Consider the following 19,269-nt stretch of genomic DNA (forward strand, 5'->3'; position numbering starts at 1 on the left):
AATCCTGCCGAAGACACACCGACCATGAAAAATAAAAAAGTTCCATTCACGGGCAAAAGAAATCAAAATTGGCGCCGATAGCAAGTCAGTAGCCCCGACGCGGGGACGATTTGCAGTTGAGACACGCCATTTGCGAGGTGAGCAATGGGCACAGTACACACAGCAATGCCGCCACAAACCCTGTACGTCACGATCCGTCGCGATGAATTGCGCCAGTTGAAAGACGAGCGCGACCAGTTGAAGCAGGAGCTGGCGCAGCTGCGCTCGCTGACCCAGGGCGCTCAGCCCAAACCTCTGCCGGTGGTCCAGCGCCATCCGCACGCCTGACCTGCCCCGCCAGCTTCGGGAACGGCGCCTGTCGTTCCCGACATGATGCTCCCCTCCCCCTGATCAGCAACTAACGAAGTTTTCACACTACCTTGGTGATACTCCGGCCCATTCTGGCCGTGCGTTTGCGCGCGGCTTCCGTTCGTCGGTTTGATGTAGCGCTCCGACGGTGGTTAGTGACGATGAGCTGGAGTGCTGAATGGCATTGTTCAAACGCAGCAAAACGACTGCGACAGGTTTCGACTGGGCCGGGGTTCTCTGGCTGTTCGCTTTCTTCTGGTATTTCTCGGGCATCACCCAACTGTTGATTCAGCTGACCGGCACCTCCGGTTTCAGCGGTTTCCGTCAGGCCTTCGTGATGAGCGCGCTGTGGCTCGCCCCGATGCTGGCGTTTCCCAAACGCACCAAACTGCTTGCCGCGCTGATCGGCGTAGTCCTGTGGGCCTGCTCGATGGCCAGCCTGGGTTATTTCTTCATCTATCAGCAGGAATTCTCGCAAAGCGTCATCTTCATCATGTTCGAGTCGAACATCTCTGAAGCCGGCGAATACATGACCCAGTACTTTGCCTGGTGGATGATCCCGGCGTTCCTCGCCCATACCGCTTTCGCCTATTTCCTGTGGACCCGCCTGCGCCCGGTGTACATGCCCCGAGGCCGCGCGTTCGTGGCTGCGATCGCGATCGTTTTCGCCGTAGTCGGCTACCCGCTGATCAAACAGACCCAACGTACCGGCAGTTTCGCCGGCGGTTTCGAGAAGTTCGAAGACCGCATTGAGCCTGCCGTGCCTTGGCAGATGGCGGTGGCTTACCACCGCTACCTCGACACCCTGGCCGGCATGCAGGACATGCTGCACAGCACCAGCAAGGTTCCGCCGCTGCATAACCTCAAGGTGACCGATGCCGATAAACCGTCGACCCTGGTGCTGGTGATCGGCGAGTCGACCAACCGTCAGCGCATGAGCCTGTACGGCTATGGACGCAAGACCACGCCGGAACTGGACAAGCTCAAGGATCAGCTCGCGGTATTCGACAACGTCATCACCCCGCGCCCTTACACCATTGAAGCGCTGCAGCAGGTCCTGACCTTCGCCGACGAAGAGAACCCTGATCTGTACCTGTCCACGCCGTCGCTGGTCAGCATGATGAAACAGGCCGGTTACAAGACCTTCTGGATCACCAACCAGCAGACCATGACCAAGCGCAACACCATGCTCACGACCTTCTCCGAGCAGGCCGACGAGCAGGTGTACCTGAACAACAACCGCAACCAGAACGCCGCGCAGTACGACGGTGACGTGATCGAGCCGTTCAACAAGGCGCTGACCGATCCGGCGCAGCGCAAGCTGATCGTCGTGCACTTGCTCGGCACTCACATGAGCTACCAGTACCGCTATCCGCCGACCTTCGACAAGTTCCAGGACCGTACCGGCGTGCCGGCCGGCGTACGTGACGATCAGGTGCCAACCTACAACAGCTACGACAACGCCGTGCTGTACAACGATTTCGTGGTGTCCAGCCTGATCAAGGACTACGCCAAGTCCGATCCGAACGGTTTCCTGCTGTACCTCTCCGACCACGGTGAAGACGTGTTCGACTCCGCCGGCCACAACACCCTCGGCCGTAACGAGAACAAACCGACCGCGCCGATGTACACCATTCCGTTCATGGCCTGGGCGTCGCCGAAATGGCGCGAGAACCACGACTGGAACTTCGCCGCCGACCTGGGCCGGCCGTACAGCAGCTCGCACCTGATCCACACCTGGGCGGACATGGCCGGTTTGAGTTTCGATGAACTGGACCGCAGCAAGAGTCTGGTCAGCGACAGCTTCAAACCGCGTCCGCTGATGATCGGCAACCCGTACGAACGCGAGCAGCGCGCCTTGATCGACTTCAGCCTGATGAAGCCGAAAAAGGTCGACCCTGCCGCAGCGAATGTCGTGCAGCAGTAACCGCTCGGAAGGCATCGGTTTCGAGAGATCGCAACCGGTGTAACGCATAAAGAAAAAGCTCCGTATCGCAAGATACGGAGCTTTTTTCGTTTTGGGCGGTCAGGTAGCCCGCTTTATGGGGCTCTACTTTACCGCCTGAGGAAAATCGGAGCAGCCAGCATGCTCGCATGTACCCTCCTCCCTGAAAGAGCAGCCAGCGCGCTCACAGGGCGCCAGTAAATTGCACCACCAGGATCAAGGATTGTTCCAGCACAAAAACAAACGCCCCGAACAAGTCGGGGCGTTTGTGGGTGCGTTCACTTGGGTGCTTTCACACCCTTCGCGATGCAGGTCCGGCGCTATCAGTAAGCCTTGCCGGTCTTGTAGAAGTTCTCGAAGCAGAAGTTGGTGGCTTCGATGTAGCCTTCGGCGCCACCGCAGTCAAAACGCTTGCCCTTGAACTTGTAGGCCATGACGCAGCCGTTCTGGGCCTGCTTCATCAGGGCGTCGGTGATCTGGATTTCACCACCCTTGCCTGGCTCGGTCTGTTCGATCAGGTCGAAGATGTCCGGAGTCAGGATGTAACGACCGATGATCGCCAGGTTCGACGGCGCGTCTTCCGGCTTTGGCTTCTCGACCATGCTGTGCACGCGGTAGATGTCGTCGCGGATCATCTCACCGGCGATCACGCCGTACTTGCTGGTTTCCTGCGGATCGACTTCCTGAATGGCGATGATCGAGCAGCGGAACTGCTTGTACAGCTTGACCATCTGGGTCAGTACGCCGTCGCCTTCGAGGTTGACGCACAAGTCGTCCGCCAGCACCACGGCGAACGGTTCGTCACCGATCAGCGGGCGACCGGTGAGGATCGCGTGACCCAGACCTTTCATTTCGGTCTGACGGGTGTAGGAGAACGAGCACTCGTCCAGCAGCTTGCGGATGCCGACCAGGTATTTCTCCTTGTCGGTGCCTTTGATCTGGTTTTCCAGCTCATAGCTGATGTCGAAGTGGTCTTCCAGAGCGCGCTTGCCACGACCGGTCACGATCGAGATTTCAGTCAGGCCAGCGTCCAGAGCTTCTTCAACGCCGTACTGGATCAGTGGCTTGTTTACCACCGGCAGCATTTCTTTGGGCATGGCTTTAGTCGCTGGCAGGAAGCGAGTACCGTAACCGGCTGCTGGGAACAAGCATTTCTTGATCATATAAGTCCTTGAAAGGGCTGTGTGTACGAGTTTCGGCGCAGTCTAATCAGGCGGCGTGCACCTTACAATGCCCCGCACTGGCTAACCGATGCCAACATAGAGAAATATTCTCGCCGATAGTTCCGTTGGCGACTTCGACCCGCGAAAACAGAGTAGCTCAAACACGCAAATACGCTGCATCACCATACGCTCATCATCCCCCAATGTGAGGATTTGTCGGTATCATGGCGCCTTTGAACCAGCGAACGAGACAGATAGATGGCCGCGGTAAAAATCATCAACGGGTATGTGATCGACAAGAAAGACGGCAAGTGGAACCTGACCACGACCAATGGCGAACACATCGCCGGTCCTTTCGACAGCGAGCAACTGGCGACTGATGTAGCGTCGGTATTCACCGACACCCCTGCGTCGTCCAAACGCCGTGGCAAAGATCAGGACTGATCTGTTGCGACACGCGCCGAGCCCTGCCCTTGTGCAGGGCTTTTTTGTGGCCGCTCGCAGCATGATGAAAACAAGTGGCCAATCGCTATAACCTTTTCATGCTGGCGCTGTCAGAGCGTTTAGCCCCTCCCTCGCTGAAGACGACACACTTATGAACATGAACAGAATGCTGCCGCTGATCGCGGTATTGGCCCTCGGTGGCTGTGCCACCTCGGAAACCACCTACCTGAACAACGGCGAACAGGGCTTGAGCATCGACTGCTCCGGGGAAGCCAACTCCTGGGCCACCTGCTACGAGAAGGCTGACGCCTCCTGCGCCGGCACCGGCTATCGCATCGTCGGTACCGACGGCACGCCGGCGCCCAAGGAGAGTGACAAAACCCTGGGGGTCGACGTCGGCAACTACAAGAACCGCAGTGTGGTGGTGGTCTGCAAATAGACCCTACATGTGGATCTCGGCGAACTTGATCCCGAGCCCGCGCACGATCTCGATCAGGTCGTCGAGCCGGGCAAAGGATTCGACTTCGTCGTTATCGTCCACCAGAAAATAGCTGCGACCGGCACTCTTCTTGAAAAACACGATCCACTCGCCCGAGTTCGCCGGATTTTGAATCACATGCGTGGCAGAGATAAGGCCCTCTGCATGCCGTTCCCGTACTTGCTCTCGCTTCATGCGCGACTCCAGAAATGAAAATGCCGTCACAGCAAGACTGTGACGGCATCGGTGCTGATGGCCGCTATTCTATCAGCCGGAAATACAGGCATTGGCGGCGTTTTGCACGTCACGGGGACGAACCGGCACATTGGACATCCGCTCATGCAGCTTGATGCTGCTGCCGCCGGAACGGTCTTCGATATCAAACACCGCAGCCGCGCCGGTGGAAAATTTCCCGGGAACAATCACTCGCACGCCATCCTTGTGCGGCTGCATCTGCAGCGCGCCGCGGCTGTTGGCAAGCTTGTCGGCCAGGCACTGAGCATACTCATGGGGTTTCTTGCCGGAAATCACGCTCATGGTGGGCAAGGTTTCGTTGATTTCGGAAACACTCGCGCAACCACCCACGACCAACATCAACGGCAGACACACCACACCCCACTTCATACAAATACCTCCCATAAAGACCCTCGGACAGCAGTAATGCCATTTTTCTCCGAGGCTTACTCCATTAAACCCGCATGGAATCGCGAATAACTGTTTTTAATTGTCAAAGCAGCGCTCGACGGCGGGATAATAACCCGTTCGGGCTGATAAACTGCGCCAATCGCACATGCTATCGTTTTGATTTAGTAGAAAAAGCCCTTCTGGAGGCGCCCATGAAATTCATTCACCAGCGCGAGCACCTCAACGAAGACGACATCGTCGTCATCCAATGCTCGCAAACCTGCAACATCCGCTTGATGAACGACGCCAACTTCCGCGCGTTCAAGAACGGCGGCCGCCACACCTACCACGGCGGCGCTTTCGACACGTTTCCTGCGCGCATCACCGCGCCGAGCACCGGTTTCTGGAACATCACCATCGACACCGTCAACCGTCGCGCCATCAGCGTCACGCGCAAGCCGACCCTGACCCACTCGATCAAGATCATCCGCCGCTCCAGCTCCAAACTGAGCTGAGTCGCCCCTGACAAAAAGGTAAGCACGACCGTGGCCCAAACGACCAAATACGTCATCAAATACAAGCTCAACGGTGAACGCCGTTTCGAGTTCGCGCAACTGGAAAACGGCACCGTCGAAGAGGCCAAGGCCGCACTGGATGCCATCCATGGCACCACCGAAGACGTGATCAGCGACATCGCCGTGAGCAAAGCCCTGTAACACCACATTACGGGATTCGACCGCAAGCGGCGGAGTGTTCTGCCGCCGGTATTTGCCCAGACTGACAGCCTCGACCAAAGGGTTCAGGAGTCAGCATGTCAATGTCCCCGTCTCGGCTGGATGCGCTCGATTGGGCAAGCCTCGAACAGCATCTGGATCAATATGGCTATGCCATCGTCCGCTCGTTGCTGTCGGCGCAAACCTGTGAACGCTTGAGCGCCCTGTATTCGCAGACCGAACCGTTTCGTTCGCAGGTCATCATGGCCCGCCACGGTTTCGGTCGCGGGGAATACAAGTACTTCAGCTATCCCCTGCCGACAGCCATCGAACGTCTGCGCACTGCGTTTTACCCGCGCCTGGTGCCACTGGCCAACCGCTGGTACGAACGCATGAATGTGCCTGTACGCTTTCCCGCAACCCATTCCGAGTTTGTGCAGCGCTGTCAGGCTGCCGGCCAGCTGCGGCCGACACCCTTGCTGTTGCAATACGGCCCGCAGGACTACAACTGCCTGCATCAGGATCTGTACGGAGAACTGGTTTTCCCACTGCAAGTGGCGATTCTTCTGTCGCAGCCCGGAGAGGATTTTGCCGGTGGTGAGTTCGTCCTGACCGAGCAGCGTCCACGCATGCAGTCGCGCCCGCACGTTGTGGCTCTGCACAAGGGTGACGCGGTTATATTCGCGGTCAACCAGCGCCCGGTCAACGGCACACGCGGCGATTATCGAGTGACCATGCGTCACGGCGTCAGTCGCCTGCACAGCGGAAATCGGCATACTCTGGGCATCATCTTCCACGACGCATCATGAACACCATGCACCCGACCACCTTCGACCTGTTCGCCGACCACGAACCCGAGCAACAACCCCGCGCCGAGCAGATCGGCGAACAATCGTGGGTGTTGCGCGGCTTCGCCCTGCCGGTGATCGATCAACTATTGCCAGCGCTGGAAGCCATTCTCGCCGTAGCACCGTTGCGCCACATGATGACCCCGGGCGGTTTCAGCATGTCGGTGGGCACCAGCAGTTGCGGAACCCTGGGCTGGATCACCGACCGTAGCGGTTATCGCTACAGCACCGTCGACCCGCTGAGTGGCCAGCCCTGGCCGGCGATGCCAGAAGTGTTGTCGGAACTGGCGCGCAAAGCAGCACAGCGCGCTGGATTTGCCGACTTTCATCCAGACTCCTGCCTGATCAACCAATATGTCCCCGGCGCGAAAATGTCTTTGCATCAGGACAAAGACGAAAATGCCTACGCGGCGCCGATCGTTTCGCTGTCATTGGGGTTGCCGGCGATGTTCCTGTTCGGTGGTTTTTTGCGCAGCGACAAGAGCCAGCGCATTCCTCTGCTGCACGGCGATATGGTGGTCTGGGGCGGGGTCGATCGCTTGCGTTTTCACGGTGTGCTGCCGATCAAACCCGGGCGGCATCCACAGTTGGGCGAACGCCGGATCAACCTGACCTTGCGTGTCGCCGGGTGATCTGAAAAGTTTGACCGCAAGGCCCGGAGTGCTACCAACATTGCCGCTGGTTAACCTGAATCAAACAGGTCAACGGACTACTCGCCATGAAAAAGCTTTCGCCCCTCATCAACGTTGAAACCGATCCACGCTGGGCCGCTGTCGTTGCACGGGACCCGCGGGCCGACGGGCAGTTTGTCTATGCGGTGAAAACCACCGGCATCTATTGCCGCCCCAGCAGCCTTTCACGTTTGCCCAAGCCGCAGAACGTCGAGTTCTTCGAAAGTGCTCAAGCTGCCGAGGCGGCGGGTTACCGCCCAAGCAAGCGCACCCGCAAGGATCAGACTGAAGTCGCCAGCCAGCACGCCGCGACCGTGGCGATGGCCTGTCGGCAGATCGAGTCGAGTGAAACAGTGCCCTCGCTCAATGAACTCGCCGAAACCGCCGGCCTCAGCCCTTTCCATTTTCATCGGGTGTTCAAGGCCGCAACCGGCCTGACACCAAAGGGTTACGCGGCGGCGCATCGTTCGCGCCGGGTGCGTGAACGGCTCGCGGATGGCGGCACGGTGACCGATGCGCTGTACAACGCGGGTTTCAATTCCAACAGCCGCTTTTATGAGGCAGCCGACAAGGTGCTGGGGATGAAACCCGGTGACTACCGCGCTGCAGGACGCAACAACGACATTCATTTTGCGGTTGGCCAATGTTCGCTCGGGGCAATTCTGGTGGCGCAGAGTGAGCGCGGCGTGTGCGCGATTCTGTTGGGCGACGATCCGCATCAACTGGTGTGCGATCTGCAGGATCAGTTCCGTCAGGCCAACCTGATTGGCGCCGATGCCGGCTTCGAGCAGTTGATTGCCAAGGTGGTGGGTTTCATCGAAGCGCCAGCGCTGGGCCTCGACTTGCCACTGGATGTGCGTGGCACAGCGTTCCAGGAGCGGGTGTGGCAGGCGTTGCGGGAAATCCCGGTGGGTCGCACCGCCAGTTACGCCGAAATCGCCCAACGCATTGGCGCGCCGACGTCCATGCGCGCCGTGGCGCAAGCCTGCGGCGCCAACCGTCTGGCCGTGGCAATCCCCTGCCATCGCGTGGTGCGTAGCGATGGCAATCTGTCGGGGTATCGCTGGGGAGTAGAGCGTAAGCGCCAGTTGCTGGAACGCGAAACCCAGTCTTAGCGCACGCCGATGTAGACCGACACGGACTCGGGGCCGGTATAGGCCTCGAAGTCGGTAGCGTAACGGCGCTGAATCTGCGGATTGGCTGCAAAGAAGTCCCAGATCTTTCCCCAGGTCGAGATGACCGCGTCTGGCAACGGCCCCTGTGCTTCGAACACCAGATACTCGCCCGCTTCGATCCGCACGGACTCAAAGTCTTTGACTGAAGCATTCACGGCAACGCCAGCGGTAACGTCAAACGCACCCGAAGCATCCGACTCGTAAGCCGAATACACGCCATAAATCGGCGAATGGGCTGACTTGCCGGGAATGGATTCGGCCAACTCCTCGCCGAAAAACCGGCCCCACATCGGGCCGATTTTCGCGGTTTCGGGTTGGTGCTCTGCGGCGTTGGTGGTGCGAACCTGCAGCCCAGCAACGGTGAAGGCGTCGATTTGCTGTCGTTTCAAATCCATCGAAATTGCGGCTCCCTGTATAGAAGTGCGGCCACACAGGGCCGCAATGACGCCTACTCTGTCAGCGATTGACGTCGACCACAACCCTGCCGCGAAGCTGTCCGGCGAGCAGTTTTGGCGCCGCGTCGATGGCTTCGCTGAGGGCGATTTCATGACTGATCAATGGCAACAGAGCGAAGTCCAGATCCTTGGCCAGACGCGCCCAGGCCTCGATCCGCCGCGCCTTGGGCTGGGTCACGCTGTTGATTCCGGCCAGGGTCACACCGCGCAGAATGAACGGCGCCACCGACGCCGGAAAATCCATGCCCTGAGCCAAGCCGCAGGCCGCCACCGTGCCTTCGGCGCGGGTGCTGGCACAGGCGTTGGCCAAGGTGTGACTGCCGACCGAATCGATCACTGCGGCCCAGCGTTCCTTAGCCAAGGGCTTGCCCGGCTCAGACAAAGTTGCGCGATCGATGATCTCGCTGGCACCCAGTTGCTTCAGGTACTCATGCTCGGACACCCGGCCGGTGGACGCCACCACGCGATAACCGAGTTTGCTGAGCAAGGCGATGGCGAAACTGCCCACCCCGCCATTGGCGCCAGTCACCAGCACTTCGCCCTGATCCGGGGACACGCCGTTACGCTCCAGCGCCAGAATGCACAGCATCGCCGTGTAGCCGGCGGTACCAATGGCCATGGCTTGCGCGGCGGTAAAGGCTTTGGGCAACGGAATCAGCCAGTCGCCATTGAGTCGCGCCTTCTGCGCCAGCCCGCCCCAGTGACTCTCGCCCACGCCCCAGCCGTTGAGCAGCACCTGATCACCGACCTGGTAATCGGGATGCGAACTGACCTCGACCGTGCCCGCCAAGTCGATCCCCGGCACCATCGGAAACTTGCGCACCACCGGGCTGCTGCCAGTAATCGCCAGTCCGTCCTTGAAGTTCAGCGTGCTGTACGCGACCTTCACCGTCACGTCGCCTTCAGGCAACTGCGCTTCGCTGATCTGCTGCAGGCTGGCGCGGTAACCGCTGTCGTCTTTGTCGATCAAAATGCCGTTGAACATGGCTGCCTCTCAATCAATGGGTTCAGATCCTCGTGCCCTGAAATAACACAAAGCAACACATTGCCCCACCCGACTTTGCGCCAATTCGCGAATCCGCCCGGTAATTATGAAGCGGGCGGCTATGCTTTTTCGACGGTCGTGCTTTCGCTGCCATCCTGCTGAAAGCGGCCCTGTCGATGGAGCTGACAATGTCTTACCCGCGCTCGTTGCTTGCGATACTGATGCTGTGCCTGCTGACGGTTGGCAACCCTTGGGCTGCCCCGGCTACCGCCAGCAAACCTGTCGCTGCCGACACTGCCCCGAGCGCGCCGACGTGGCCGCAAGTGATCAGCAGCGGCAAGGCCAAACTGACTGTTTACCAGCCGCAACTCGACAGCTGGGATGGCTACACCCTCAATGCCCGGGCTGCCGTCGAAGCCACCGGCGCCGACGGCAAACCCACCTTCGGCATCGTCCAGTTCAGCGCGCACACGCTGGTCGACAAGGCCACGCGCTGGGTCGCACTGGATCAGTACAAGATCATCAAGGCCGACTTCCCTGCCGACGCCAGTCAGGCCGACGTCTGGCTCGGCGCGCTGCAGAAAGATGCCGAAAGTCGCAAGAAAACCATCTCCCTCGATCAACTTGAAGCCGCCGTCAGCGTGCTGTCAGCCGAGCAGAAAGCCGACAGCGCGCCGCTGGAGAACACCCCGCCGACGATCATCAGTTCAGACGTCCCGGCGCTGCTCGTCTACATCGATGGCGACGCCGTGTACCGTGCGGTCGACGGCACTGCGTTGCAGCGGGTGATCAACACCCGCCCGCTATTGCTCAAGGACGCCGAGGGCAAGCACTACCTGCACGTGTTCGATGGCTGGATGGTCGCTGACAGCCTCAGCGGCGAATACACCCGTCTGACCACACCACCGGCCGATCTGGAGAAGGCCAAACAGGCGGCGATCCAGAGCCGTCAGGTCGATCTGCTGACCGGGCAGAGTGATCCGAAAGACAAGGTGCCAAATCTGGCCAAACCGCCGCAGCCGAAAATTTTCATCGCCACCACGCCCACTGAGCTGATCGTCACCGACGGCGCAGCGCAGTGGCTACCGATTCAGGGCACCAGTCTGCTCTACGTGAGCAACACCACCGGGCACATCTTCAAGGAAATCGGTGACCAGAACAGTTACGTGCTGATCTCCGGGCGCTGGTTTCGCGCTGCCGACATGCGCGGCCCATGGACGTTTACCCCGGCGGACAAACTGCCGGCAGATTTCGCCAACATCCCGGACGACAGCCCGAAAGAGAACGTCAAGGCTTCGGTCGCCGGCACACCGCAGGCCAAGGAAGCCGCGATCGCGGCGACCATCCCGCAAACCTCGGCGATCAAGAAAAGCGCAGTGAAAATGACCGCACCGCAGTTCGATGGCGAGCCACAGTTGAAGGCAATCAACAGCACATCCCTGCAGTACGTGGTCAACAGCGCGACGCCGATTATTCGTGTCGACAACGACAACTGGTATGCGGTGGAAAACGGTATCTGGTTCAGCGCCACCTCGGTGAACGGGCCATGGAGCGTCGCCAGTTCGGTGCCGGCGGTGATCTATTCGATCCCGCCGAGTTCGCCGATGCATTACCTCACCTACGTCAAAGTCTATGAGTCCAGCGGCGACACTGTGGTGGTCGGCTATACCCCGGGTTATCAAGGGTCGAATCTGGATCCGGCCACCGGCGTGGTGGTCTACGGCACCGGTTATCCTTACACGCCGTGGGTCGGCAGCGTCTGGTACGGGCCACCGGTGACCTACGGTTTCGGCGTCGCCATGCGCTATACGCCGTGGACAGGCTGGACCTTCGGTTTCGGCTTCGGCTGGAGCTGGGGCGGCAACACCGTGGCGATGGGTTGGGGCTGGGGCGCTTATCCATGGTGGGGCAATTATGGCTGGGGTTACGCCTGGGGCCCGCGCCTGTACCCCGCGCCACTGGCCTGGGGCGGCGCCGCTTATGGCTATCGTGGCGGTGCTGTGGCCTGGGGGCCCGGTGGCTGGGCAGGCACCACCGGCAACATTTATCGTCAGTGGGGGGATCGCGCGACGGTGAGTCGCTATGGCGCCGGATACAACGCCTGGACCGGCAATCGCTGGGCCGGTCAGGTTGGCTCGTCCTATAACTCGCGCACCGGCATTGCGGCGGCAGGCCAACGCGGCGCGGTGCACAACGCCTACACCGGCAAATACGCGGCCGGGCGCAGCGGTGAGGTGGTCGGCCCAAACGGTGGCGCCATCGCCGGTGGACGGGTCACCGCAGGTAATGCTCGCACCGGCACCCAGGTCACCGCCAATCGTGGCGCGGTGTACAACCCCAACACCGACAAGACCACGCAATATGCCGGCGTGAAAGGCCGCAACGGCGGCGCCGCACGGGTGGGCGACAACGTCTATGCCGGGCGCGACGGCAACGTCTACAAGAAAACCGACAACGGCTGGCAATCGATGGTCAAAGGCAGCCCGGCCCGCACGGCGCCGGTCAACAACAATGCGCAACTGCAGAACCTCAATCGCGAGTCTGCTGCGCGCAACTTCGGCAACCAGCGCACCAACAACTTTCACAACTCCTCGCAAGTCATGAACCGCTCATTTGGGGGCGGCGGGGGCGGCGGTTTTCATCGCCGCTGATGGCTGCATTGAAAATTCAGACTGGCCCCGAGCCCGGTTTTGCTGTTAAAAAACCGGCTCTGCCGTCCCTGCCCCGTTTCATCGTTCGGAGAACCGCTTTCATGAGCCAATGGCCTGACACTCGCATTCTTGACCTGCTCGGCATCGAGCTGCCGATCATTCAGGCCCCGATGGCCGGCGCCACGACTTCGGCAATGGTGATCGCCGTGTGCAACGCCGGCGGCTTGGGTTCGATGCCTGCCGCAATGCTGAGCATCGAGCAGTTGCGCGAAGAGCTGAAGACCATTCGCGAGCACACCCGCAAACCGTTCAACGTCAATTTCTTCTGCCACCAGCCACCGGCCGCCGATGAACAGCGCGCGCAAGACTGGAAAAACCTGCTGGAGCCGTACTACCGCGAATTGGGCGTGGATTTCGACGCACCGACACCGGTTTCCAACCGCGCGCCATTCGATGCGGCAGCGTGCGCCGTGCTCGAAGAGTTTCGTCCTGAGGTGGTGAGCTTTCACTTTGGTCTGCCGGAAAAATCCCTGCTGGATCGGGTCAAGGCCACTGGCGCAAAAATTCTCTCGTCCGCCACCACTGTCGATGAAGCGATGTGGCTTGAGCAAAACGGTTGCGACGCGATCATCGCCATGGGTTACGAGGCTGGCGGGCATCGCGGGATGTTTCTCAGCGATGATTTGAGCAGTCAGGTCGGCACTTTTGCGCTGGTGCCGCAGATCGTCGATGCGGTCAAGGTGCCGGTGATCGCTGCCGGCGCCATTGCCGATGCACGCGGTGTCGCCGCAGCATTGGTACTCGGTGCGTCAGCGGTGCAGGTCGGCACCGCGTATCTGTTCACACCGGAAGCGAAAGTCAGCGCCTCGCATCACCAGGCGCTGCGCAGCGCCAAGGAAAGTGAAACTGCGATTACCAACCTGTTCACCGGCCGCCCGGCTCGCGGCATTCTCAATCGGGTGATGCGCGAAATCGGCCCGATGTCACCGAAAGCTCCGGCCTTCCCGCTGGCCGGCGGGGCGCTGATACCGTTGCGTGCCAAAAGTGAAGCGCAGTTCAGCAACCTCTGGGCCGGTCAGGCGTTCCCATTGGGCGAAGAGCTGAACAGCGCTGATCTGACCCGGCAACTGGCGGATGGCGCTCTGGCAAAACTGCTCCGCCGCTGATCCGGCGCAGGGTGAGACATGGCACCACCTCACCCTGTGTTCACCAGCACTTCCTGTTTAGCGGCATTTCGCTATATATTTCGCTATATAGCGTTCCACCCTTCGCATCGGTGCAGTCCACCTCCAACAATAACTGCCCTCTGCACTCGCCCATAACGGAGCTGTTACATGACCATTCGTGCCCCACGTTTTGCCCCAACCTGCCTGGCCACCCTGCTTTCGGTATTCGCCTTCGGTGTCGCTCAGGCTGATGAAGTGCAAGTGGCGGTTGCCGCCAACTTCACCGCGCCGATCCAGGCAATTGCTGCCGATTTCGAAAAAGACACCGGGCACAAACTGGTCGCCGCCTACGGTGCCACCGGTCAGTTCTATACCCAGATCAAAAACGGCGCGCCGTTCGAAGTGTTCCTCTCGGCGGACGACACCACGCCGGAAAAACTGGAAAAAGAAGGCGACACCGTCAAGGGTTCGCGCTTCACCTACGCCATCGGCACCCTGGCGCTGTGGTCGGCGAAAGAAGGTTATGTCGACGCCAAAGGTGAAGTCCTGAAGAAGAATGAATACCAGCACCTGTCCATCGCCAATCCGAAAGCCGCGCCATACGGTCTGGCCGCTACTCAAGTGCTGGAAAAACTCAATCTGACTGAGGCGACCAAGGCGAAGATCGTAGAAGGCCAGAACATCACCCAGGCCTACCAGTTCGTGTCCACCGGCAACGCCGAACTGGGTTTTGTCGCACTGTCGCAGATCTACAAGGACGGCAAGGTCACCAGCGGTTCGGCGTGGATCGTTCCAGCGAGCATGCACGAACCGATCAAACAGGACGCGGTGATTCTCAACAAAGGCAAGGACAGCGCCGCCGCCAAAGCGCTGGTTGAATACCTCAAGGGCCCGAAAGCCGCTGCGGTGATCAAGTCCTACGGTTACCAGCTCTAAATGTCGCTGACGAGTGCCGACTTCGCGGCGATCTGGCTGACCCTGAAACTGGCGTCCCTGACCACCGCTATCCTACTGGTCGTCGGCACGCCGATTGCCCTGTGGTTGTCGCGCAGCCGTTCCTGGCTGCGTGGCCCCATCGGCGCTATCGTCGCCCTGCCCCTCGTACTGCCGCCGACCGTGATCGGCTTTTATCTGCTGCTGGCGATGGGGCCCAATGGCTTTCTCGGCCACTTCACGCAATGGCTGGGTCTAGGCACTCTGACCTTCAGTTTTACCGGGCTGGTGATCGGTTCGGTGATCTATTCCATGCCGTTTGTGGTGCAACCGTTGCAGAACGCGTTCTCTGCCATCGGCACCCGCCCACTGGAAGTGGCCGCAACCTTGCGCGCCAATCCCTGGGACACTTTTTTCAGCGTGATCCTGCCGTTGGCCCGCCCCGGTTTTGTGACGGCGGCGATCCTCGGTTTCGCGCATACCGTTGGTGAATTCGGCGTGGTGCTGATGATCGGCGGCAACATTCCCGACAAGACCCGCGTGGTCTCGGTGCAGATCTACGACCATGTCGAGGCGATGGAATATGCCCAGGCCCATTGGCTGGCCGGGGCGATGCTGGTGTTTTCGTTTCTGGTGTTGCTGGCGCTCTACTCCAGCCGCAAGACCCGCGCGGGCTGGAGCTGATCGATGATTGATGCACGTCTGAAAATCACTTATCCGGGTTTCAGCCTTGATGTCGATCTGCATTTGCCGGGGCGTGGCGTGACTGCGCTGTATGGTCATTCCGGGTCGGGCAAAACCACTTGCCTGCGCTGTATCGCCGGGCTTGAGCGGGCTGAACAGGGCTTTATCAGAATCAACGACGAAGTCTGGCAGGACAGCGAACGGCGGATTTTTGTCCCGCCGCACAAACGTGCAATCGGTTACGTGTTCCAGGAAGCCAGTTTGTTTCCGCACCTGTCAGTGCTGGCCAACCTGCAATTTGGCCTTAAACGCATTGCCAAGGGTCAGCGCCGGGTCGACATGGCGCAAGCCACCGAACTGCTGGGCATCGGTCATTTGCTGGAGCGTCATCCGCAGCATCTGTCCGGGGGTGAACGTCAGCGTGTCGGCATCGCCCGCGCGCTGTTGACCAGCCCGAAACTGCTGTTGATGGATGAGCCATTGGCCGCCCTCGACAGTCAGCGTAAAAACGAAATCCTGCCGTACCTGCAACGTCTGCACGACGAGCTGGACATCCCGGTGCTCTACGTCAGCCACGCGCAGGATGAGGTTGCACGGCTGGCCGATCATCTGGTGCTGCTCAGCGACGGCAAGGCCCTGGCCAGCGGCCCGATTGGCGAGACCCTTGCCCGGCTGGACCTGCCAATGGCGTTGGGCGATGACGCTGGTGTAATCATCGAAGGCCAGGTCAGCGCCTATGATGCCGAGTACCAGTTGCTGAGTCTGCAATTGCCGGCGACTGCCATGAACATCCGGGTGACTCACGCGCCGATGGCAGTCGGTCAGGCCCTGCGCTGCAAGGTGCACGCCCGCGATATCAGTCTGGCCCTGCACAACAGCGAGGCCAGCAGCATCCTCAATCGCTTGCCGGTGACCGTGGTCAGCGAGCTGGCGGCGGACAATGCCGCGCATGTGCTGATTCGTCTGGATGCCGGCGGCACACCGCTGTTGGCGCGGATCACGCGGTTTTCCCGGGACCAGCTCGGCATCCACCCGGGCCAGCATTTGTGGGCGCAGATCAAGGCTGTCGCCGTGCTGGCCTGAATTGGTTGGCACGACGGCCACGGCGCGCGGTCAATCGCTGTAACAGAGCGATTCGCCAAGGACACCGCCATGCCCGACACCGCACTAGCCGACGTCTTACCGCCCGACCTGCATTACGTCGACGATACCCAACCCGGCCTCACCCGTAAAAAGCTGCGCGGCAAGTTCGCCTATTTCGATCCGGCCGGGCAGCGCATCACCGACCCTGATGAGATCAAACGGATCAATTCGCTGGCAGTGCCGCCGGCCTACACCGATGTCTGGATCTGCGCCGATCCGCGTGGCCATTTGCAGGCCACCGGTCGCGACGCTCGGGGCCGCAAGCAGTATCGCTATCACCCGCGCTGGCGCGAGGTGCGTGATGCCGACAAGTACTCGCGCTTGCGTGAGTTCGGCATGGCATTGCCGAAGTTGCGCAAACAGCTTGAAACCCTGCTGGACGCCCCCGGCTTCAGCCGCGACAAAGTCATGGCCACGGTCATCACGCTGCTCGACGCCACATTGATTCGTGTCGGCAATACCCAATACGCGCGGGACAACCGCTCCTATGGCCTGACCACCCTGCGCAGCCGACATGTCGAGGTCAACGGCAGCGCGATTCTGTTCCAGTTTCGCGGCAAAAGCGGCATCGAACACCAGATCACCGTCAAGGATCGTCGCCTGGCGCGCATCATCAAGCGCTGCCTGGAAATCCCCGGACAGAATCTGTTTCAGTATCTGGACGAAAACGGCGAGCGGCACACCGTCAGTTCCCATGACGTCAACAGCTACCTGCAAACCCTCACCGGCGCCGACTTCACTGCCAAGGATTACCGCACCTGGGCCGGCAGCGCACTGGCTTTGGCGGTATTACGCGAACTGCAATGGGAGTCGGAAGCCGAGGCGAAACGGCATGTGGTGGAGATGGTCAAGAGCGTGTCCAAACAGCTGGGCAACACCCCGGCGGTGTGCCGCAAGTGCTACATCCATCCAGCCGTGGTCGAGCGCTTCCTGCTCGGCGCGCTGGCCGAACTGCCACGCCCTAGGGTGCGCAAGGGCTTGCGCTCCGAGGAAGTGGCGCTGGCGATGTTTCTCGAGCAAATGATGGACGCGTCTTGATCGCGGCGGATGGGTGATCTAGGCTAGCCACCTTTCCCCCGTCCGGACGACCGCAGACAGTGAACAATCAAGCCTTCTGAAAATGTAATCGCGATAAGCGCTGAATAGCGCCTGTCAGTCTTCACGACATTTTTCGGAGGTGCCGATGACTCACGTCTCGCGTACGCCTGCCCTCGTCTCCCTGAATCAAACCAGTTTTCAGTTCGCTAATGGCGAGACGATTTTCAACGACCTGAATCTGCAATTCGATCACACCCACACAGCCATCGTCGGGCGCAACGGCGTCGGTAAAAGCGTGCTGGCCAAGCTGATCGCCGGGCACTTGCAACCAACTGCCGGTAGCGTCACCTGCTCGGTTCCATTGGCTTATGTGGCGCAAACATTCACCGCCGATGCGCGGCAGACCGTGGCCGACGCCACCGGCACCGCCGCCGCCCTTCGCGCATTGCAACGGCTGCAGTCTGGCGAGGCGGCAGCAGAAGATTTCGACATCCTCGGCGAGCGCTGGGATCTGCCCGAACGTCTGCGCCAATCGCTGGATAATGCCGGTCTGCCGGACATTGCTCCCACGGATCTGACCCAACCGCTGAGCGGCGGCCAGCAAGCGCGGCTGGCGTTGATCAGGGCGTTTCTGAGTCCGGCGCGCCTGTTGGTGCTGGATGAGCCGACCAATCATCTCGACGGCCCCGGCCGCGACTGGTTGATGAGCGAACTGGAACGCTGGCGCGGCGGATTGATCGTCATCAGCCACGACCGGCAATTGCTTGAACGCATGTGGCGTATCGTCGAGCTGACGCCGCTGGGTGTCACGGTGTACGGCGGCAATTTTTCCGCTTACCAGCAGCAACGGCAAATCCATCAGGCAGCGGCGCAAGCGACGCTGGATCAAAGCCGAACCGAGCGCCGGCGCGAGCAGCAGCGCTTGCAAAACGAGCACGACACCATCCAGCGGCATGCCGCCCGCTCACTGCGCAATGCCAAAACCGCCAACGTCTCGGGCTTCGAGCGCGCCGGCCTCAAAGGTGCGGCGAGGCAGATCATGGGCCAGGTGCGTCATGGTCATCAGCAGCGCAAATCGGAGCTTGATGCGCAGGTGCGCGATGCCTATGCCAAAGTGCTCGCGGACGATGTGGTGCTGATGAACCTGCCCGGCAGCGCAGTGCCTGCTGCGCGCAGAGTCTGCTCGTTGATTGATACGTGCCTGCCATGGCTGCCGGCGCAACCGTTCAATCTCACGCTGAGCGGTCCTGTGCGCGTCGCCGTCATTGGTCCGAATGGCTGTGGCAAATCGACGTTGCTCAGGATGCTCGCGGGTCAACTGCATCCCGCCAGCGGCGAATGCATCACCCATGTTCCCATGGCTTATCTGGACCAGCATCTAAAGCTGCTGGATGACCGTCTCAGCGTCATCGAGCAACTGCTCGCGCTGCAGAGTCCGTTGAGTGAGAGCGAATTGCGCAGCCATCTGGCGCATCTGCAACTGGACGCGCAACGGGTCACTCGAGCGAGCGCTTCACTGAGCGGTGGAGAACGTTTGAAAGCCGCGCTGGCGGTGGCCTTGTGGGGCAAGACACCTGCGCAATTGTTGCTGCTCGATGAGCCGAGCAATCATCTGGATCTGGCATCGGTTCAGGCTTTCGAGCAGGCATTGCAGACGTTTCCCGGCGCAATTGTTGCGGTTTCCCACGATCCTGAGTTTCTACAAGCGTTGAGTCCGACGCACCGCCTGGATTGGCATGCCACGGAGTGGCGGCTGCAACCGACGAACTGACTGGCTATTTTTTGCACGATTGGCCAAGGCTTCT

The 19,269-nt window shown here is 60.3% G+C and carries 21 protein-coding genes; 16 read left to right on the forward strand and 5 right to left on the reverse strand.

Annotated elements, in window-relative coordinates:
• The first annotated feature begins 144 nt into the window (after nucleotides 1-144).
• Together ACOYXI_RS06065 and ACOYXI_RS06070 are read left to right on the forward strand one after the other, a co-directional pair.
• Nucleotides 145-327, forward strand: a complete 183-nt coding sequence (locus ACOYXI_RS06065; RefSeq protein WP_007964649.1) for a DUF6026 family protein — start codon at nucleotides 145-147, stop codon at nucleotides 325-327.
• A gap of 199 nt (nucleotides 328-526) precedes the next feature.
• Nucleotides 527-2,275, forward strand: a complete 1,749-nt coding sequence (locus tag ACOYXI_RS06070; RefSeq protein WP_098964150.1) for a phosphoethanolamine transferase CptA — start codon at nucleotides 527-529, stop codon at nucleotides 2,273-2,275.
• A 341-nt stretch (nucleotides 2,276-2,616) separates the two neighbouring features.
• Here ACOYXI_RS06070 and galU read toward each other — a convergent pair whose 3' ends face one another.
• Entirely contained in the window at nucleotides 2,617-3,456 is an 840-nt protein-coding gene (galU, locus tag ACOYXI_RS06075; RefSeq protein ID WP_007912230.1) for a UTP--glucose-1-phosphate uridylyltransferase GalU, read from the reverse strand.
• Nucleotides 3,457-3,714: 258 nt separating this feature from the next.
• Between galU and ACOYXI_RS06080 the strand changes: the two genes are divergently transcribed.
• Both ACOYXI_RS06080 and ACOYXI_RS06085 read left to right on the forward strand, forming a co-directional pair.
• Nucleotides 3,715-3,900, forward strand: coding sequence for a hypothetical protein (locus ACOYXI_RS06080; RefSeq protein ID WP_007964653.1), 186 nt, complete (start codon nucleotides 3,715-3,717; stop codon nucleotides 3,898-3,900).
• Nucleotides 3,901-4,051: 151 nt separating this feature from the next.
• Nucleotides 4,052-4,339: a hypothetical protein gene (locus ACOYXI_RS06085; protein WP_007964655.1), complete on the forward strand. Its 288-nt coding sequence runs from the start codon at nucleotides 4,052-4,054 to the stop codon at nucleotides 4,337-4,339.
• 3 nt (nucleotides 4,340-4,342) lie between these two features.
• On the opposite strand, the gene ACOYXI_RS06090 is transcribed toward ACOYXI_RS06085, so the two are convergent.
• Complete coding sequence (locus tag ACOYXI_RS06090; RefSeq protein WP_027612691.1) at nucleotides 4,343-4,573, reverse strand: hypothetical protein; 231 nt, start codon at nucleotides 4,571-4,573, stop codon at nucleotides 4,343-4,345.
• A 72-nt stretch (nucleotides 4,574-4,645) separates the two neighbouring features.
• A complete protein-coding gene (locus tag ACOYXI_RS06095; protein ID WP_027612690.1) occupies nucleotides 4,646-5,002 on the reverse strand; it encodes a hypothetical protein in 357 nt (118 codons plus the stop codon).
• 212 nt (nucleotides 5,003-5,214) lie between these two features.
• On the opposite strand from ACOYXI_RS06095, the gene ACOYXI_RS06100 reads away from it, so the two are divergent.
• The 5 genes from ACOYXI_RS06100 to ada all read left to right on the forward strand — a co-directional run bounded on the left by ACOYXI_RS06100 (nucleotide 5,215) and on the right by ada (nucleotide 8,349).
• A complete protein-coding gene (locus ACOYXI_RS06100) occupies nucleotides 5,215-5,517 on the forward strand; it encodes a DUF1883 domain-containing protein (protein ID WP_024164475.1) in 303 nt (100 codons plus the stop codon).
• A 30-nt stretch (nucleotides 5,518-5,547) separates the two neighbouring features.
• The gene (locus ACOYXI_RS06105) at nucleotides 5,548-5,718 is read left to right on the forward strand and encodes a hypothetical protein (RefSeq protein WP_096796544.1); all 171 of its coding nucleotides are present in this window, start codon (nucleotides 5,548-5,550) and stop codon (nucleotides 5,716-5,718) included.
• Between the two features lie 95 nt (nucleotides 5,719-5,813).
• Nucleotides 5,814-6,524: a 2OG-Fe(II) oxygenase gene (locus ACOYXI_RS06110; protein WP_210557249.1), complete on the forward strand. Its 711-nt coding sequence runs from the start codon at nucleotides 5,814-5,816 to the stop codon at nucleotides 6,522-6,524.
• A gap of 5 nt (nucleotides 6,525-6,529) precedes the next feature.
• The gene (gene alkB / locus ACOYXI_RS06115) at nucleotides 6,530-7,195 is read left to right on the forward strand and encodes a DNA oxidative demethylase AlkB (protein ID WP_210557432.1); all 666 of its coding nucleotides are present in this window, start codon (nucleotides 6,530-6,532) and stop codon (nucleotides 7,193-7,195) included.
• 86 nt (nucleotides 7,196-7,281) lie between these two features.
• The gene (gene ada, locus ACOYXI_RS06120; RefSeq protein ID WP_210557251.1) at nucleotides 7,282-8,349 is read left to right on the forward strand and encodes a bifunctional DNA-binding transcriptional regulator/O6-methylguanine-DNA methyltransferase Ada; all 1,068 of its coding nucleotides are present in this window, start codon (nucleotides 7,282-7,284) and stop codon (nucleotides 8,347-8,349) included.
• Here the strand turns inward: ada and ACOYXI_RS06125 are convergent.
• Together ACOYXI_RS06125 and acuI are read right to left on the reverse strand one after the other, a co-directional pair.
• The gene (locus ACOYXI_RS06125) at nucleotides 8,346-8,804 is read right to left on the reverse strand and encodes a GyrI-like domain-containing protein (RefSeq protein ID WP_139053887.1); all 459 of its coding nucleotides are present in this window, start codon (nucleotides 8,802-8,804) and stop codon (nucleotides 8,346-8,348) included. The two genes, ada and ACOYXI_RS06125, sit on opposite strands and share 4 nt — an antisense overlap.
• Nucleotides 8,805-8,865: 61 nt before the next feature.
• The gene (acuI, locus tag ACOYXI_RS06130) at nucleotides 8,866-9,849 is read right to left on the reverse strand and encodes an acrylyl-CoA reductase (NADPH) (protein ID WP_098964154.1); all 984 of its coding nucleotides are present in this window, start codon (nucleotides 9,847-9,849) and stop codon (nucleotides 8,866-8,868) included.
• Between the two features lie 188 nt (nucleotides 9,850-10,037).
• Here acuI and ACOYXI_RS06135 point away from each other — a divergent pair, with 188 nt between their 5' ends.
• The 7 genes from ACOYXI_RS06135 (at nucleotide 10,038) to ACOYXI_RS06165 (ending at nucleotide 19,235) form a co-directional block, all read left to right on the forward strand.
• Nucleotides 10,038-12,500, forward strand: a complete 2,463-nt coding sequence (locus ACOYXI_RS06135; RefSeq protein WP_461674535.1) for an autotransporter — start codon at nucleotides 10,038-10,040, stop codon at nucleotides 12,498-12,500.
• 101 nt (nucleotides 12,501-12,601) lie between these two features.
• Nucleotides 12,602-13,666: an NAD(P)H-dependent flavin oxidoreductase gene (locus ACOYXI_RS06140; protein WP_096796538.1), complete on the forward strand. Its 1,065-nt coding sequence runs from the start codon at nucleotides 12,602-12,604 to the stop codon at nucleotides 13,664-13,666.
• Between the two features lie 168 nt (nucleotides 13,667-13,834).
• Nucleotides 13,835-14,602, forward strand: a complete 768-nt coding sequence (modA, locus tag ACOYXI_RS06145; protein WP_461674536.1) for a molybdate ABC transporter substrate-binding protein — start codon at nucleotides 13,835-13,837, stop codon at nucleotides 14,600-14,602.
• Nucleotides 14,603-15,283 carry a molybdate ABC transporter permease subunit gene (modB, locus tag ACOYXI_RS06150; RefSeq protein ID WP_003225407.1) on the forward strand — a complete coding sequence of 227 codons (681 nt, stop codon included), beginning with the start codon at nucleotides 14,603-14,605 and terminating at the stop codon, nucleotides 15,281-15,283.
• 3 nt (nucleotides 15,284-15,286) lie between these two features.
• Nucleotides 15,287-16,366 (forward strand): molybdenum ABC transporter ATP-binding protein, encoded by a 1,080-nt coding sequence (gene modC / locus ACOYXI_RS06155; protein ID WP_461674537.1) that lies wholly within the window; start codon nucleotides 15,287-15,289, stop codon nucleotides 16,364-16,366.
• Between the two features lie 69 nt (nucleotides 16,367-16,435).
• Entirely contained in the window at nucleotides 16,436-17,464 is a 1,029-nt protein-coding gene (locus ACOYXI_RS06160; protein WP_096796534.1) for a DNA topoisomerase IB, read from the forward strand.
• A 145-nt stretch (nucleotides 17,465-17,609) separates the two neighbouring features.
• Nucleotides 17,610-19,235, forward strand: a complete 1,626-nt coding sequence (locus ACOYXI_RS06165) for an ABC-F family ATP-binding cassette domain-containing protein (RefSeq protein ID WP_461674538.1) — start codon at nucleotides 17,610-17,612, stop codon at nucleotides 19,233-19,235.
• The last annotated feature ends 34 nt before the right edge of the window (nucleotides 19,236-19,269 follow it).

It is taken from the genome of Pseudomonas sp. G3-19, assembly GCF_054855875.1.

Bases quoted from the DNA above. Each gene is read 5' to 3' on its own strand.
- ACOYXI_RS06070 (WP_098964150.1), top strand. From the start codon at position 527: ATGGCATTGTTCAAACGCAGCAAAACGACTGCGACAGGTTTCGACTGG.
- ACOYXI_RS06100 (WP_024164475.1), top strand. From the start codon at position 5,215: ATGAAATTCATTCACCAGCGCGAGCACCTCAACGAAGACGACATCGTC.
- ACOYXI_RS06065 (WP_007964649.1), top strand. From the start codon at position 145: ATGGGCACAGTACACACAGCAATGCCGCCACAAACCCTGTACGTCACG.
- ACOYXI_RS06135 (WP_461674535.1), top strand. From the start codon at position 10,038: ATGTCTTACCCGCGCTCGTTGCTTGCGATACTGATGCTGTGCCTGCTG.
- alkB (WP_210557432.1), top strand. From the start codon at position 6,530: ATGCACCCGACCACCTTCGACCTGTTCGCCGACCACGAACCCGAGCAA.
- ACOYXI_RS06090 (WP_027612691.1), bottom strand. From the start codon at position 4,573: ATGAAGCGAGAGCAAGTACGGGAACGGCATGCAGAGGGCCTTATCTCT.
- ACOYXI_RS06095 (WP_027612690.1), bottom strand. From the start codon at position 5,002: ATGAAGTGGGGTGTGGTGTGTCTGCCGTTGATGTTGGTCGTGGGTGGT.
- acuI (WP_098964154.1), bottom strand. From the start codon at position 9,849: ATGTTCAACGGCATTTTGATCGACAAAGACGACAGCGGTTACCGCGCC.
- galU (WP_007912230.1), bottom strand. From the start codon at position 3,456: ATGATCAAGAAATGCTTGTTCCCAGCAGCCGGTTACGGTACTCGCTTC.
- modC (WP_461674537.1), top strand. From the start codon at position 15,287: ATGATTGATGCACGTCTGAAAATCACTTATCCGGGTTTCAGCCTTGAT.
- ACOYXI_RS06140 (WP_096796538.1), top strand. From the start codon at position 12,602: ATGAGCCAATGGCCTGACACTCGCATTCTTGACCTGCTCGGCATCGAG.
- ACOYXI_RS06125 (WP_139053887.1), bottom strand. From the start codon at position 8,804: ATGGATTTGAAACGACAGCAAATCGACGCCTTCACCGTTGCTGGGCTG.
- modA (WP_461674536.1), top strand. From the start codon at position 13,835: ATGACCATTCGTGCCCCACGTTTTGCCCCAACCTGCCTGGCCACCCTG.
- ACOYXI_RS06080 (WP_007964653.1), top strand. From the start codon at position 3,715: ATGGCCGCGGTAAAAATCATCAACGGGTATGTGATCGACAAGAAAGAC.
- ACOYXI_RS06160 (WP_096796534.1), top strand. From the start codon at position 16,436: ATGCCCGACACCGCACTAGCCGACGTCTTACCGCCCGACCTGCATTAC.
- ada (WP_210557251.1), top strand. From the start codon at position 7,282: ATGAAAAAGCTTTCGCCCCTCATCAACGTTGAAACCGATCCACGCTGG.
- ACOYXI_RS06165 (WP_461674538.1), top strand. From the start codon at position 17,610: ATGACTCACGTCTCGCGTACGCCTGCCCTCGTCTCCCTGAATCAAACC.
- ACOYXI_RS06085 (WP_007964655.1), top strand. From the start codon at position 4,052: ATGAACATGAACAGAATGCTGCCGCTGATCGCGGTATTGGCCCTCGGT.
- ACOYXI_RS06110 (WP_210557249.1), top strand. From the start codon at position 5,814: ATGTCAATGTCCCCGTCTCGGCTGGATGCGCTCGATTGGGCAAGCCTC.
- modB (WP_003225407.1), top strand. From the start codon at position 14,603: ATGTCGCTGACGAGTGCCGACTTCGCGGCGATCTGGCTGACCCTGAAA.